Annotated in this window: 14 protein-coding genes and 1 pseudogene; 5 read left to right on the top strand and 10 right to left on the bottom strand. The window is 75.6% G+C overall.

Annotated elements, in window-relative coordinates; genetic code table 11:
• The first annotated feature begins 81 nt into the window (after positions 1-81).
• From SK069_RS05135 to SK069_RS05125, 3 genes are all read left to right on the top strand, one after another.
• Positions 82-1134, top strand: coding sequence for an LLM class flavin-dependent oxidoreductase (locus tag SK069_RS05135; protein WP_406628260.1), 1053 nt, complete (start codon positions 82-84; stop codon positions 1132-1134).
• An 88-nt stretch (positions 1135-1222) separates the two neighbouring features.
• The gene (locus tag SK069_RS05130; RefSeq protein WP_319953121.1) at positions 1223-2209 is read left to right on the top strand and encodes an ABC transporter ATP-binding protein; all 987 of its coding nucleotides are present in this window, start codon (positions 1223-1225) and stop codon (positions 2207-2209) included.
• Positions 2206-2940 carry an ABC transporter permease gene (locus tag SK069_RS05125; protein ID WP_319953120.1) on the top strand — a complete coding sequence of 245 codons (735 nt, stop codon included), beginning with the start codon at positions 2206-2208 and terminating at the stop codon, positions 2938-2940. Before SK069_RS05130 ends, SK069_RS05125 begins: the two co-directional genes overlap by 4 nt.
• A 161-nt stretch (positions 2941-3101) precedes the next feature.
• Here the strand turns inward: SK069_RS05125 and SK069_RS05120 are convergent, their stop codons facing one another.
• From SK069_RS05120 to SK069_RS05100, 5 genes are read right to left on the bottom strand one after another with little or no spacing between them, the layout of a single operon-like run.
• Positions 3102-3932, bottom strand: coding sequence for an anti-sigma factor domain-containing protein (locus tag SK069_RS05120; protein ID WP_319953119.1), 831 nt, complete (start codon positions 3930-3932; stop codon positions 3102-3104).
• Positions 3929-4519 (bottom strand): RNA polymerase sigma factor, encoded by a 591-nt coding sequence (locus SK069_RS05115; RefSeq protein ID WP_319953118.1) that lies wholly within the window; start codon positions 4517-4519, stop codon positions 3929-3931. Before SK069_RS05115 ends, SK069_RS05120 begins: the two co-directional genes overlap by 4 nt.
• Positions 4520-4534: 15 nt before the next feature.
• Entirely contained in the window at positions 4535-4786 is a 252-nt protein-coding gene (locus tag SK069_RS05110) for a Sec-independent protein translocase subunit TatA/TatB (protein ID WP_319953117.1), read from the bottom strand.
• 4 nt (positions 4787-4790) lie between these two features.
• Entirely contained in the window at positions 4791-5429 is a 639-nt protein-coding gene (locus tag SK069_RS05105) for a ferritin-like domain-containing protein (RefSeq protein ID WP_319953116.1), read from the bottom strand.
• An 8-nt stretch (positions 5430-5437) separates the two neighbouring features.
• On the bottom strand, positions 5438-6109 hold the full coding sequence (locus SK069_RS05100; protein ID WP_319953115.1) for a ferritin-like domain-containing protein: 672 nt from the start codon (positions 6107-6109) through the stop codon (positions 5438-5440).
• A 1635-nt stretch (positions 6110-7744) separates the two neighbouring features.
• Here SK069_RS05100 and SK069_RS05095 point away from each other — a divergent pair.
• Both SK069_RS05095 and SK069_RS20220 read left to right on the top strand, forming a co-directional pair.
• A complete protein-coding gene (locus SK069_RS05095) occupies positions 7745-8110 on the top strand; it encodes a hypothetical protein (protein ID WP_319953114.1) in 366 nt (121 codons plus the stop codon).
• A 30-nt stretch (positions 8111-8140) separates the two neighbouring features.
• A pseudogene (locus tag SK069_RS20220) lies at positions 8141-8281 on the top strand (hypothetical protein); the annotation flags it as partial.
• 477 nt (positions 8282-8758) lie between these two features.
• Here the strand turns inward: SK069_RS20220 and egtD are convergent.
• From egtD to SK069_RS05070, 5 genes are all read right to left on the bottom strand, one after another.
• Positions 8759-9748, bottom strand: coding sequence for an L-histidine N(alpha)-methyltransferase (gene egtD, locus SK069_RS05090; RefSeq protein ID WP_319953113.1), 990 nt, complete (start codon positions 9746-9748; stop codon positions 8759-8761).
• The gene (locus SK069_RS05085; RefSeq protein ID WP_319953112.1) at positions 9745-10914 is read right to left on the bottom strand and encodes an SUMF1/EgtB/PvdO family nonheme iron enzyme; all 1170 of its coding nucleotides are present in this window, start codon (positions 10912-10914) and stop codon (positions 9745-9747) included. The genes egtD and SK069_RS05085 overlap by 4 nt, the downstream gene beginning before the upstream one ends.
• 152 nt (positions 10915-11066) lie before the next feature.
• Positions 11067-11711, bottom strand: a complete 645-nt coding sequence (pdxH, locus tag SK069_RS05080) for a pyridoxamine 5'-phosphate oxidase (RefSeq protein ID WP_319953111.1) — start codon at positions 11709-11711, stop codon at positions 11067-11069.
• Between the two features lie 49 nt (positions 11712-11760).
• Complete coding sequence (locus SK069_RS05075) at positions 11761-13113, bottom strand: hypothetical protein (protein WP_319953110.1); 1353 nt, start codon at positions 13111-13113, stop codon at positions 11761-11763.
• A gap of 4 nt (positions 13114-13117) precedes the next feature.
• A complete protein-coding gene (locus SK069_RS05070; RefSeq protein ID WP_319953109.1) occupies positions 13118-14080 on the bottom strand; it encodes an oxidoreductase in 963 nt (320 codons plus the stop codon).
• Positions 14081-14088 lie beyond the last annotated feature (8 nt).

Here is a 14088-nt window from a genome sequence, read left to right as displayed (position 1 = left end):
GCTTCCCGCCGCGGGACGACACGAGGCGTCGGGCTGCCGCGATCGCCCGTCCCCACGGGCCGCGCGACGGGGCCTGGCACCATCGGGAGGGTGAGCGACGTCGCCCTCTCCGTCCTCGACCTCGCCCCGGTGGTCCACGGCGCCACGGCGGCCCAGGCGCTCCAGGAGAGCGTGCTCCTGGCGCAGCTGGCCGAGCGCCTCGGCTACACCCGGGTCTGGTACGCCGAGCACCACAACATGCCGGGGATCGCCAGCAGCGCGCCGCCGGTGCTGATCGCCCACATCGCGGCGCGCACCGACCGGATCCGCGTCGGCTCCGGCGGCGTGATGCTGCCGAACCACAGCTCGCTGATCGTCGCCGAGCAGTTCGGGATGCTCGAGACGCTGCACCCCGGCCGGATCGACCTCGGCCTCGGGCGCGCGCCGGGCACGGACGGCCCGACCGCCGCCGCGCTGCGCCGGACGAGCGACCCGTTCGGGCTCGAGGACGACTTCCCCGACCAGCTCACCGAGCTGCGCGGGTTCCTCCAGGGGTCCCTGCCGGACGGCCATCCCTACCGCGGCGTGCGCGCCGTGCCCCAGCCCGCGCACGAGCCGCAGATCTGGCTGCTCGGCTCGAGCGGCTTCAGCGCCCAGCTCGCCGGGCAGCTCGGCCTGCCGTTCTCCTTCGCCCACCACTTCATGGCGGAGAACACCGAGCCGGCGGTGCGGCTCTACCGCTCGAGCTTCCAGGCCTCGGAGACGCTCGCGGCCCCGCGCGTGTCGCTCGGCGTGAACGTCGTCGCCGCCGAGGACGACGCGCGCGCCGAGTACCTCGCCGCTCCCGCGAACCTCCAGTTCCTGCGGCTGCGCCAGGGCCGCCCGGGCCGGCTGCCGACGCCCGAGGAGGCGGCGTCGCATCCCTACAGCGCCGCGGAGCGGGCGTTCCTCGAGCAGCGGCGCGCGTCGCAGATCGTCGGCGGTCCCGACACCGTGCGCCGCGGGATCGAGGAGCTCCTCGCCCGGACGAACGCGAACGAGCTCGTGATCACGACGATGGTCCACGACGGGGAGGACCGGCGCCGCTCCTACGAGCTCGTCGCCGAGGCGATGGACCTCGCGCCGCGCGAGGTCGCCCCGCCCGCCGCGGCCTGAGCCGGCCGACCTGCCCGTGACATCCGTCACGGGCAGGTCACGACGGCTCCCACTGGGCGGCGGGCGCGCCCCGTCCTAGGTTGCGGGCATGTCCTCCCCCATGCTGTCCCGACCGGCGCCGCCGTCCGCGGACCCTCCCGCCGGCGCCGGGGTCGTCTTGCGCGATCTCGCCCGGTCCTTCCCGGGCCCGACCGGGCCGGTCCACGCCGTGCGCGGCGTCGACCTGACGATCGAGCGCGGCCAGACGGTCGCCCTGCTCGGCCCCAACGGCGCCGGCAAGTCGACGACGATCGAGATGCTGCTCGGGCTCACCCGTCCGGAGCGCGGCGCGGTCGAGGTGCTCGGGCGGACGCCGGGCGCGGCCGTCGAGGCCGGCCTCGTCAGCGCGATGCTCCAGACCGGCGGGCTGCTGCACGAGGTCCGCGTCCGCGAGCTCGTCGCGCTGACCGCCGCGCTGTACCCGCGGCCGAGGGACGTCGACGAGGTCCTCGCGCTCGCCGGCCTGGAGCCGATCGCGAGCCGGTGGACGACGAAGCTCTCCGGCGGCCAGGTCCAGCGCGTGCGGTTCGCCCTGGCGCTCGTCGGCGACCCGGAGCTCCTCGTGCTCGACGAGCCGACCGTCGCGATGGACGTCGAGGGACGGCACGCGTTCTGGGAGACGATGCGCGGGTTCGCCGCGCACGGCAAGACCGTCGTCTTCGCCACGCACTACCTCGAGGAGGCCGACGCCTTCGCCGACCGCGTCGTGCTCATGGCGCGCGGCCGGGTCGTCGGCGACGGCAGCCCGAACGAGGTGAAGGCGCTCGTCGGGCGGCGCACGATCCGCGCCTCCCTCGACCACGTCGACCTCGACGCGCTCCGGCGGCTGCCCGGCGTCGAGGTCGCCGACCGCCGTGGACAGGCCGTCGTGCTCTCCTGCAGCGACTCCGACGCCGCGATCCGCGCGCTGCTGCAGGCCCACCCCGACGCCCATGGGGTCGAGATCGCGGCCGCCGGCCTCGAGCAGGCGTTCCTCGAGCTCACCGCCGACCACGACCCGCCCGCCGCGGGCGCCGACCAGGAGGCCGTCCGATGACCACCGTCGCCTACGCCCGCTTCGAGCTGCTGCGGGTCCTGCGCAACCGCCGGTTCGTCTTCTTCGCCCTCGGCTTCCCGCTCGTGATGTACCTGCTCATCGCGGGCAGCAACCAGGGCGAGGACGACCTGAGCGGCAGCGGCCTCTCCGCGCCGCTCTACTTCATGGTCTCGATGGTCGCCTGGGGCACGATGATGGCGATGCTGTCGACCGGCGGGCGGATCGCGAGCGAGCGCGCGATCGGCTGGAACCGACAGCTGCGGATCACCCCGCTGAGCGCGCGGGCCTACCTGCTGACGAAGGTCGCCACGGGCTACGCGATGGCGCTGTTGGCGATGGTCGTGATGTACGTCGCCGGTGCGGCGCTCGGCGTGCACCTGCAGGCCGGCCGGTGGATCGCGATGAGCCTCATGCTCCTGCTCGGGATCGTGCCGTTCGCCGCGCTCGGCATCCTGCTCGGCCATCTCGTCTCGACCGACTCGCTCGGCCCGGTGATGGGCGGTGGCGTGGGCCTGCTGGCGTTCGTCTCGGGGTTCTGGTTCCCGCTCGACGACGGCGTCCTGCGCGACGTCGGCGAGCAGCTGCCCTCGTACTGGCTCGTCCAGGCGGGGCACATCGGGCTCGGCGGGGACGGCTGGCCGGCGCACGGCTGGATCGTCCTCGGCGCCTGGACGATCGTCCTCGGCCTGCTCGCCGCGCGCGCCTACCGGCGCGACACCGGGCGGGTCTGAGCCTGGACGCGAGGGCCGACCGGTCCCGCGCGCGCGTCCCGGGCCGGTCGCTCCGGGACGCGCGCGTCCGAGGACGCGTCGACGGTCGGCCTGGCGACGCAGCGGTCGGCGGCGCGAGGGGGGACCACCGCTGCCCCTGACCGGCGGTCGCCGATCGAGGCTCAGACCTCGGCGCGGAAGACGACGCGACCGGTGGGCACCCGCGATCCGCCGTGCGGCTCGTCGGTGATCATCACCTGGTCGTAGTCGTTCACCGTGCCGGGCAGGTCGACGCTCGCGCGGCCCCGCCCGTCGACCGAGAAGAGCGCCGACGTCGGTCGCGGGGCGCGCTCGCCGCTGACGACCCACACCTGGTACTCGTGGCCGCGCGGCGCGGCCGGCAGGCCGGCGACCTCGACGTGCGCGCGGCCCGCGTGGACGGCGACGTGCCCGCTGCCCCGCGGCGCGATCGTGCGGGTGATCTCGGCCTGCGCGACGGTCGTCCCGCGGGCGTCCTCGCCGACGTCGCCGGCGCCGCCGATGGTCACGCCGGCCACGACGAGGGCGACGAGCACGGCGGCCAGCGCGCCGACCCGCGTCGGCGAGCGCAGCGCGGCGAGGAACGCCGCGCGGCGGCTCCCGGACGGGGGCGCTTCGGCGGTTTCGGCACCGTCCGCCGGGGGTACCGCTCCCGGCATGGCGGTGAGGTCGCCCAGCGCAGCGAGGTCCGCCGGTCGCGGCTGCTGCGGCACGCCGCCGGGGCCGGCCGCGGCGAAGAGGGACGCCTCCTCCCGCACCCGGGCCATGACCGCGCGCTTGACTTCGGGGCTCGGCGGCGGGGCCGCCGGCTCCTCGAGCAGGGCCGCCGTCACCGGCTGGAGCGAGCGCACCTGCTCGCGGCACGCGGCGCAGTCGACGAGGTGCTGCGCGACGAGCGCGCGCTCGGGCTCGGGACAGGCCCCGAGGACGTAGGCGCCGAGCAGCTCGGCCATCTCGGGCTGGCGGCAGCTCACGAGGCACCTCCGGCGGCGGTGACGGCCTTGCGCATGCGGGCGAGGCCGCGGTTCATCCGCGCCTTCACCGTGCCGAGCGGCAGCTCGAGCATGCCGGCGATCTCGCTGTGGGAGTAGCCGGAGTAGAAGGAGAGCTCGATCACGCGGCGCTGGTCGTCGGAGAGTTCTTCGAGCAGGCCGCGGGTCTCCCCGTCGGTCGCTCGCTGGATGGCGGCGTTCTCGGTCTGCTCGCCGGCGGGCGCGGGATGGCGCTCGGCCAGGGCCTCGTCGAACGTCTCCCGCTCCTTCGTGCGGGTGACGCGACGCAGGTGGTCGATGGCGCGGTTGCGCACGACGGTGAGGATCCAGGAACGCACGGTGCCCAGGCGCGGGTCGTAGTGGCCGGCGGAGCGCCAGACGGCGAGGAACGCCTCCTGCGAGACGTCGTCCGCCGCCTGGCGCGTGCCGACGATCCGGTACGCCAGGGCGTAGGCCGACCCCGAGTGCCGGTCGTACAGGAGCTCGAACGCGTCGGCGTCCATCGACGCCACGCGCTGCATGAGCGCGGCGTCCTCGACGCCGCCTCCGGGCTCCTCGATCGGCGGCATGGGGTCGCCCATACCCTACGCCCGGTCGGCGGAAGCGGCCGCGCCGGCGAGGGCGGGCTGCTCCTGCTCGGTGGCGGCGCGCTGCGCCGGACGGGCCGGCGCCTCGTCGGGGACCTCGAGCGACGGCGTCGAGCTCGAGACGGCGTCGCGGAACTGCCGAACACCGCGCCCGAGCGAGCTCGCCGCATCGGGGAGCTTCTTCGGGCCCAGCACGATCAGCGCGATCACCGCGACGACGAGGAGCTCCATCGGGCCGATGTTCGGCATGCGATCAGCCCTTCGCGATCAGGGGCGTGATGGCCTTGACGACGGCGTCCTTCTCGGACGCGACGTCGAAGTCCCGCGGCGCCGGCGGCTTGTCGTTCAGCAGCCGGATGACCGCGGCGTGGCGCGCCTCGACTTGCACGATCGAGCCGGCGGCCCCGAGGACCTCCTTGCTCTTGATCCCGGTCGCCGCGCCGTTGTAGGCGCTGACGCCCGTGTCCTCGAGCGTCATGGCGAGCTTGATGAAGCTCGCCTGGTTCGTGATCGGGAACGTGAACGTCGGCTCCTCGACGGGCGTCCCGCCGAGCTGCTGGATCGTCTTCTTCAGGGCGTCGACGTGCTCGGCCTCCTCGCGACCGAAGACGCGGGCGATGCCCATCGTCTCGTCGTTCAGGGAGAGCTTGCGGCCCTGCTTGTAGAAGTCCGCCTCGAGGTACTCGAGCGTCAGGGCGTAGTTCAGGATCTCGACGTCGCCCATGTCGCTCTGGGCGAGCGCGCGCGAGACGTTCGGGCCGAGCATCGCGGCGCCGGCGGTGGCCGCCGCGGCGAGCGTCGCCTTCAGGAGGAAGGCCTGGCGGGTGTGGCCGACGACCTCGATCGCATCGATCGCGCCGGCGTTCGCGGTGGGGAGCTCGTTGGTGCGCATCACGGGCCTCAGGAGACGATGAAGGGCTTGACGGCCTCGAGGACGGTGGCCTCGTCGGCGGGCTTGGCGAAGGCGCCGTCCGGCGTCGGCTTCTTGCCGAGCAGGTGGTTCAGGGCGCCGGCGTGGCGGGCCTCGACCGAGTGGATCGAGAGCGCAGCGGCGAGGATGTCCGGGTTCATGATCTCGCCGGCCTTCCCGAGGTACGCGGCGGCGCCGAGGTTCTCGACGGTCGCGGCGAGCTCGAGCACCGACTTGCGGTCCTCGAGCGGGAAGGTCGTCTCCGGCGCGGTGACCGGGGTGCCGCCGAGCTTCTTGATCGTGTCGGTCAGCACGTCGACGTGCGCCTGCTCGGACTCGCCGAACTTCTTCACGAGGTCGAGCTCAGCGCCCTTGAAGAGGTCCGCGTCGATCGCCTTCTTGTAGAAGTCGGCCTCGAGGAACTCGAGCGTCAGCGCGTAGTTCAGGATCTTCAGGTCGCCCTCGGCGCTGCCGCCGGAGCTCTTCTCGGTGGTCGAGGCCGTCGTCCCGGCCGCGGCGCCCGACGAGCTGTCGTCGTCGTCGCCACAGGCGGTCAGGAAGAGCGCCGCGCTGCCGGCAGCGCCCACGCCGGCCAGGCGCAGGAAGCCGCGGCGGGAGTCAGGGCGCTCCGTCGCATCGGGGGTGGTCGTCGGGGTGCTCACGGTCGGCGTGTCCTCTCGGCGGTCACCGGGTCGCTCCCGGTGGTTCATGGGGATCAACGCCGAGCTTCCGCGATCGGATGCATGTCATCGCCGCCGATCCGCGGGAGCGCGGCACGGCGGCGCCCCGCCGGGTGGCACGGCGATGCGGTGCGGCGGTGCGGCGGAGCGGCGGAGCGGCGGTGCGGCGGAGCGGCGGTGCGGCGGAGCGGCGGAGCGGCGGAGCGGCGGAGCGGCGGTGCGGCGGAGCAGCGCGGCGGCCGGGCGGGGTCGCGCGGCGGAGCAGCGTGGCGCGCCGCGGCAGCGCGGCGGTGCCAGCAGCGCGGCGGTGCGGCGGTGCGGGCGGCGGTGCGGGGTGACGGTGCGGGGTGACGCGGCCGGAGGGCCGCAGGGCAGGCGGCGGGGGCCGCCGGAGCCGGGACGGGCGGCACGGCCCGGAGAACGGCGGGGCGCGCCGACCAGGATCGTCGCCCGCCGCCGTGCACGGCGGGCGACCGTGCGCGGCGTCAAGGTCGGCCATCCTCGATCGCCGAGAACGACGCACGGCATCTCTCACCTGCAGATCGTCGAGATCGCGGACCGGGACGAGGCGAGAGCGACCGCTCGCACGACGACGGTCGATCGGTGCTGGCCCGTCGGCGACATGGCGCACCGCCACTTCGAGCGGTGGCGGGAGGCGAACGAGCGAGTGGCGAACGCAGTGGCCCGGACGCCGACGCGACCGCGGTCGCTCTCCCGGTCGCCCTCGGTCCCCCGCGCGTACGGACGCGTCGGTGCGGGACTTCGAGGCCGACCGTCGCCGATCAGCGAGACGGCCGCATCGCATCCGGTACCTGACGATCGTCGAGTTCGCAAGACGGAACGGAACGAGATCGACCGGAAACACGACGACGGGTGGCAGGACGTCCGAGATCGGCGGCCCGGTGACGCGCCGCCCGCACGCCGAACGACCCGGAACGCCGCGGGTACCGTCGACGCGCTCGCGGGGAAACGCCCAAGAGGAACGTCGAGGTCGACCGTCGCCGACCAGCGAGAACAACGGATCGCGTCCATGACCTGTCGACCGTCGAGTTCGCAAGACGGACCGGAACGAGATCGACCGCAAGCACGACGGCGTGCCGGGCCGGCGCGGCCGATCGGCCGCCCGCAGCGATACGACGCGCGCTCGCGGGCGACGGCGTGGAACTGTGCGGAACCCGCGACGGGCCCGTGACGATCCGGCCACGGGACGCCCGACGCGCGGCGCGACACCCGACGATGGCGCGATGATCGACGCCCGGATCGCGGCGCTCTCCGCGCGGCAGCGAGGTCTCGTCCACCGGCGACAGCTGCTCGACCTCGGTCTCGGGCGCGGCGCGATCGCCCACCGGATCCGCGTCGGGCGACTGATCCCGGTCCTCCCCCGGGTCTACGCGGTCGGGCGTCCCGCCGACGACCCGTGGGCGCCCGCGCTCGCGGCGCTGCTGTCGCTCGATCGCCCGGCCTGGCTCGCCGGCCGGACCGCCGCGCGGCTCTGGGGGATCCTGGCGGCGCCCGTCGGTGAACGACCGCGCACGGAGATCCTGGTGGTCGGCTCCGCGCCGCGCCCACGCGCCGGGGGTCGCGTGCGCGACCACGGCGCGGCTGCACCGGCAGGACGTGACCCGTCGGCGCGGGCTCGCCGTCACCGGGCTCGCCCGCACGATCGTCGACCTCGCCGCGGTCCTCGACGCGGCGACCCTCGAACGGTGCCTCGCGGAGGCGGTCGCGCTGCACCGCCTACGCCCGGACGCGGTGCGGGCCGCCGCGGCTCGCCGGTCCTCGACGCGTGGCCGCGCGACGCTCCGGGCCGTGCTCGACGCCGCCCACGGTCCGCGCCGCAGCCGCTCCGAGGCCGAGACCGCGTTCCTCGCCCTGGTGCGCCGCGCCGGTCTGCCCGATCCGCGGACCGACGTGCCGCTGCGTGGCTGGACCGTCGACGCGCTGTGGCCGGCCGAGCGCCTCATCGTCGAGGTCGACGGCTAGGCCTTCCACCACGGCCGCCGCGCGTTCGAGCGGGACCGCCGGCGCGACGCCGACCTCCAGGCCGCCGGCTACGTCGTCCTGCGCCTGAGCTGGCGGCAGGTCGTCGACGAGCCGGAAGCCACCGCGGCCCGCCTCGCCGCGTTGCTCGCCCGGCAGGCGACGCAGCCCTGAGGCACCTCCGCGCTCGTCGCCCCGCCTCCGTCCTCCCCGGGGCCGACGGCCCACATGCTGACCGTCGTGCTCGTGGTCACCCCGACGACGAGCACGACGAGCAGCACGTCCTTCGTGCGATCCGTCGGCCTCGGTCGCTGGGTCCCTTCGACCTCGACGTTCGACAGGCGAACCCCGGTCGCGGCCCACGGCGCGTGCGACCGGCTCCGCCGGCTCGCGGCGCGCGCGGCTGGCGGTCGGTTGACGCGCTCGGCGCCGACCCTTCCCAACGACCACACCACCGAGAACCGACCGCGGTCGCCAGCGGTGACGCTCGGCGCCGATCCATCCCAACGACGACACGACCGAGAACCGACCGGGGGCGGCACCGGAGACGCGCTCGGCGTCGACCCGTCGCTGCGGCCGCCCTCCTCAGCGCATCCGTCGGCCGCGGCCGCCATCGGGACCGGGCCGAGAGCTCGGCCCGGTCCCGACCCCTCAGGCCGGGCGGCAGAGGGCGAGGCCGAACAGGTCCTCGCCGTCGGTGAGCAGCCGCTCCAGGCGCAGGCCGGCAGCGGCGAGGTCGTCCTCGAGGCGCCGGCGGGTGAACTTCGAGGAGATCTCCGTGCGCAGCTCCTCGCGGGCGCGGAACGGCACCGCGAGGTCGAGGGCGCCGATCGTGACGACGTGGTCGCGGGTGGCGCGCAGGCGGATGTCGATCCACTCGTGCTCGCGGTCGAAGAACGCGACGTGCTCGTACTCGTCGACCGGGAAGTCGGCGTCGAGCTCGCGATTGACGACGCGCAGGACGTTGCGGTTGAACTGGCTCGTCACCCCGGCCGCGTCGTTGTAGGCGCGCTCGAGGACCGCCGGGTCCTTCACGAGGTCGACGCCGATCAGCAGCCACCCGTCGTCGTCCAGCAGACCGGCGAGCCGGCGCAGGAAGTGGCGCCGCGAGCCGGGCGGGAGGTTGCCGAGGGTCCCGCCGAGGATGGCGAGCAACCGCGGACCCCCCGCGCCCGGGATGAGGCCCAGGTCGCGCTCGAAGTCGCCGACGATCCCGTGGACGGCGATCCCGTAGCGGGCGGCGATCTCGTCCCCCGCCTCCCGGATCGGCGGCTCGCTCACGTCGAACGGCACGTAGCGCCGCAGGCTGCCGGCGGCGTCCAGCGCGTCGAGCAGCACCCGGGTCTTCGTCGCGTAGCCGGCACCGAGCTCGACGAGCTCGGACGCTCCCGTGAGGTCGGCGAGCTCCCCGGAGCGCTCGACGAGGATCTGGCGCTCGGTCCGCGTCGGGTAGTACTCCGGCAGCTCGCAGATCTCGGCGAACAGGCGCGACCCGTGGTCGTCGTAGAGGTGCTTCGGCGGCAGCTCCTTGAACGGCGCGGTGAGGCCGTCCAGCACGTCGTCGGCGAGCGTCCGCGGCGCGTCGTCGCCCAGGGCGTGGACGACGGTCGCCGCCGAGGCCGCGGCCTGACCGGTGCTCATGCGACGTCCTCCGCCGGGCGCACGCCGGCGAAGAGCTGGCGCCGATGCGGGTGGTCCCAGTTGCGGAACGTCGTCGTGGCGACCCGCCGGTGGGTCACGAACGAGCCGCCGCGCAGCGCCCGGTACCCGCGGTCGAAGAAGACCTCGGAGTACTCGCGGTACGGGTGCGCGCGGAACCCGGGGTAGCCGGAGAACGCGGAGTCGGTCCACTCCCAGACCGCGCCCGTCTGCTGCAGCGCCCCGGCGCGGGCGGCGTGCTCCCACTCCGCCTCGGTCGGCAGCCGGAGGCCCAGCCAGCGCACGAGCGCGCACGCCTCGTACCAGCTCAGGTGGCAGGCCGGGGCGCCGTCGGGGAGCTCCGCGGCCGCCGGCGGCCGGGCGTCGCCCGCCGGCAGCGTCCGGATGCCCCACCCGTCCTCGCACCACCACCGGCGGTCGCGCGCGCCGCCGTCGTCGAGGAAGGCTCGCCAGTGGCCCATCGTCAGCGGCCGACGAGCGATCGCGAAGGGGGCCAGCGTCACCTCGTGCGCCGGCCGCTCGTTGTCGTAGGAGAACCCGGGACCGGTGGCGCCGATCGTCGTGCGACCGCCGTCGAGGACGAGCATCTCCGGCTCGTCGGTCGGGTCGTCGCGCACCGGCCCGGCCCACGGCCCGGTCAGCCACGAGGCGAGGCCCCCGATCCGGATCGCCTGGAGCATCGTCTCGTGGTGCTGCAGCTCGTGCTGGAGGACGAGCTCGTGGAGCACCGGATCCGCCCCGCGCTCGGCCACGACGTCGAGCGCCCGCGCGCGGACCTCGTCGAGGTAGCGCCACGCCGCCGGGACGTCGAGGAGCTCGAGGTCCCCGCGGACGGCGCGCGGCGTCTCGAACGCGTCGTAGAGCGCCGCGAGGTCGTCGTGCAGGAGCGGCCGCTCGCCGTGGCGATGCACGAGCCACAGGTCCTCGTACGCGGCGATGTGCGCGAGGTCCCAGACGAGCGGGCTCATCCGCTCGTCGATCTGGCGCTCGAGGTCCACGCGGGAGATCCCGGCGACGAGCGCGCGCGTGCGGGCCCGCGCCCCGGCGAGGGCGGCGACGGGATCGTCGGGGAGCGGCGCGCGGAGCGCGGCGGGCAGCTGGGGCGTCGGGATGGGCGGGAGGACTGCGGGGATCTCGGCCTGGTGCACGGGGTCTCCGTCGGCGGGGCGCTCGGTCAGCGCGCCGTTACCCGATGCCCGGCGCCCGCACGCACCCGATCCGGGCGCCGGGACGGTCGGCGATCGAGGCCCGCCGGCGCGCGTGCGACGACGCGCGCGAGCGGGTTCGCCCGAGGTCCCGCTCACGGCTGCAGCCGCTCCCGCACCCAGCCGTCCGGGCCGCGCCGGTAGCGGACGCGGTCGTGCATCCGGTCCGGCCGGCCCTGCCAGAGCTCGACCTCGTCCGGCACCACGCGGTAGCCGCCCCAGTGGTCCGGGAGCGGGATCGCGTCGTCGTCGGGATAGCGCCGAGCGACCTCCGCCATGGCGTCCTCGAGCGCCGCCCGATCGGGAGCCGGCGCGCTCTGCCGCGACGCCCACGCGCTGCGGCGGGACCCGGCGGGCCGGGTGGCGAAGTACGCCGCGGACTCCTCGCGCGGGACCTGGGCGCACGGACCGACGACCCGGACCTGGCGGTACAGCGGCGCCCAGTGCAGGCAGAGCGCCGCCTGCGGGTTCGCCGCCAGCTCGACGGCCTTGCGCGAGCCGAGGTTCGTGAAGAACGTCAGCCCGCGCGCGTCGAGGTCCTTCAGGAGCACCATGCGGACCGCCGGCCGCCCGCCGGCGTCGGCGGTGGCCAGCGCCATCGCGTTGACCTCTGTGGGTCCGTCGAGCGCCGCGTGCGCCTCGGCGACCCAGCGCGCGAGCTGGACGAGCGGGTCGGGGTCCAGCGTCGCCTCCTCCAGCGGGGTGCCGTCGTACGTGCGCCGCAGGTCGCCGAGTCCCATGGCCCGATCGTCGCACGACCGCGTCTGCGCCCAGCGAGCGGCGGACCGGTCAGTCGTTCGCGCGCACGAGGCGCGCCGCGAGCTCGGGCGTCGGCGCGTAGGCCAGCGCGAGCGTCGTGCCCGTCGCGATCGCCGCCGCGGCCCCGGACCGCCCCTCGCGACCGGGGACCGTCCAGCGCCCCGCCCCGGCCGGACGCGCCCGGCGGTGGCGCACGAGGACCGTCCCGAACGCCTCGGCGGCGCGCCGCGCGGCCTCGGGCGTCGCCATCGCCACCCGTCCCACGAACGCGTCGCGCTCGAGGCACGGTGCGGTGCAGCCACGGCCGTCGTCGGACCGCCGGCGCAGGTACGCGTAGCGCCCGCCGCGCCAGCTCGTCGCGATCGCCGACGCCCCGACCGACTCCTCCTCGGTGAACGCGAGGAGGCTCACGAGGTCCAGGGCGCTGAAGCGGTCCTCGTCCTGCATCGCGGTCCACCCGTCGCCGAGGACCGCGGCCGCGCGGACGCGGACCGAGGTCGGGCGGAAGTCGGCGGCGTAGAGGCGCGGGTCGATGATCTCGACCGCGCTGCGCGGCGGCCGCTCGCCGAACGCGGCCCGCAGCCGCGGGGCGTCGCCGGGCGCGCCGAGCGACGAGGCGAACGCCGACCCGAACGCGTAGGGGAAGCTCAGGCTCAGGAGCATCCCGAAGGGCAGCTCGCGCCGCAGCCGCTCGGCCTGCTCCTCCTCGCCCGGGGCGCTGCGCGGCACCGAGTAGCGCTCGGCGTAGCGGTCGGCGACCGCCTCGGCGCTGCCCTCCAGGAGCGACTGGTACGCCAGCGCGACGTCGTCGACCGGGCCGCGGGCGAGGACCTTCAGGCGGCGGAAGATCCCGAAGTGCTGGTCGTCGATCGCGTGGACGAGCTCGTGGGCGACCGTCGCCTCGGCGGCCGCCGGCAGCTCGCCGTCGCGCCCGACGATGATCATCTCGTTGCGCGCGCCGTCGTAGAGCCCGAGGATGCCCTGCTCGGAGACGGTCTTCTGGAGCCGGTCGAGGTCGGCGCCGGGGGGCAGCAGCCCGAGGAGCTTCAGGAGCGCGAGCGACACCCGCTCCTCGCGCGGGGACTCCTCCGTCCCGTCGCGCTCGCCCTGACGGCGGACGATCGCGTCGATCCGGCTGGCGGGCACGACGCGGAACCGCGGACGCCGCTTCAGGCGCAGGCCGCGCAGCTCCTCGACCCGGCGGATGATCCGGTCCGGCTGGAGGCCGGCGAGGGTCAGCCGGCTCGGCGGCGGAGGCGCCGACGCGGTGGTCGCGCCGCGGGAGGCCCGCTCGTCGCTCGCGTCGGAGACGAGCAGCGTGAGCACGACGGCGGCCGCCGCGAGCAGCAGCGTCAGGGCGACGAGCAGCCGGTGGCGCCGCACGCGCTCAGCCGACCGTCGCGGCGGGGGCCGGCAGCGGGAAGGCGACCCCGGTCAGCTCCTCGGATCGGGCCCAGAGCGCCGCGGCGACGTCGCGGTCGTGGCCGGCCCGGGTCGACGGGACCTCGCTGATCGCGCCCCGCGTCTGCCCGAGCCGCGTCGGGCCGACGAGCGCGCCGCCGGAGACCTCCGGATGGGTCGCCGCGTAGAGCGAGGGCAGCGCGCCGTAGGCGTCGGAGGTCGCCAGCAGCGGGTTGCCGACCTTGCTCATGAGCAGCCCGGTGGCGCGGTCCACGAGCGAGCTGCCGTGCGCCGGGCCGGTCGTCTGCAGGTGCGTGGAGGAGTACCCCGGGTGCGAGGCGACGCTGCGCAGCGGCAGGTCGGCGGCGTCGGCACGGCGCTGGAGCTCCCGGGCGAAGAGGAGGTTCGCGAGCTTCGACTGGCCGTACGCCGGCCACCGGCGGTAGTCGCGGCGCTCCCAGTTCAGGTCGTCGAGGTCGATCGACCCGAACCGGTGCATGAGGCTGGAGACCGTGACCACGCGCGGGCTCGTCGCGGCCCGCAGGCGATCCAGCAGCAGCGCGGTGAGCGCGAAGTGCCCGAGGTGGTTCGTGCCGAGCTGCAGCTCGAACCCGTCGGCGGTGCGCTGCAGCGGCGGCGCCATGACGCCCGCGTTGTTCACGAGCAGGTCCAGCGGCGCACCGTCGGCGTCGAGCTCGGCGGCGAGCGCCCGGACGGACGCCAGCGAGGAGAGGTCCAGCGACCGCAGGTCCAGCCGCGCGTCGGGCACCTCGCGCTGGATCGTCGCGACGGCCGATGCGCCGCGCTCGGGGCTGCGGCACGCCAGGACGACCTCCGCGCCGGCGCGGGCGAGCTCGAGCGCGGTCTGCAGCCCGAGGCCGCTGTTGGCGCCGGTGACGAGCGCCCGGCGACCGTCGAGCCGCGGGATGTGGTTGCGGGTCCAGCCCATGGCCGCGG

The sequence above is a fragment of the Patulibacter brassicae genome (genome assembly GCF_033949425.1).
Taxonomy (GTDB): Bacteria; Actinomycetota; Thermoleophilia; order Solirubrobacterales; family Solirubrobacteraceae; genus Patulibacter; species Patulibacter brassicae.
This window is presented reverse-complemented; position numbering and strand designations above follow the sequence as displayed.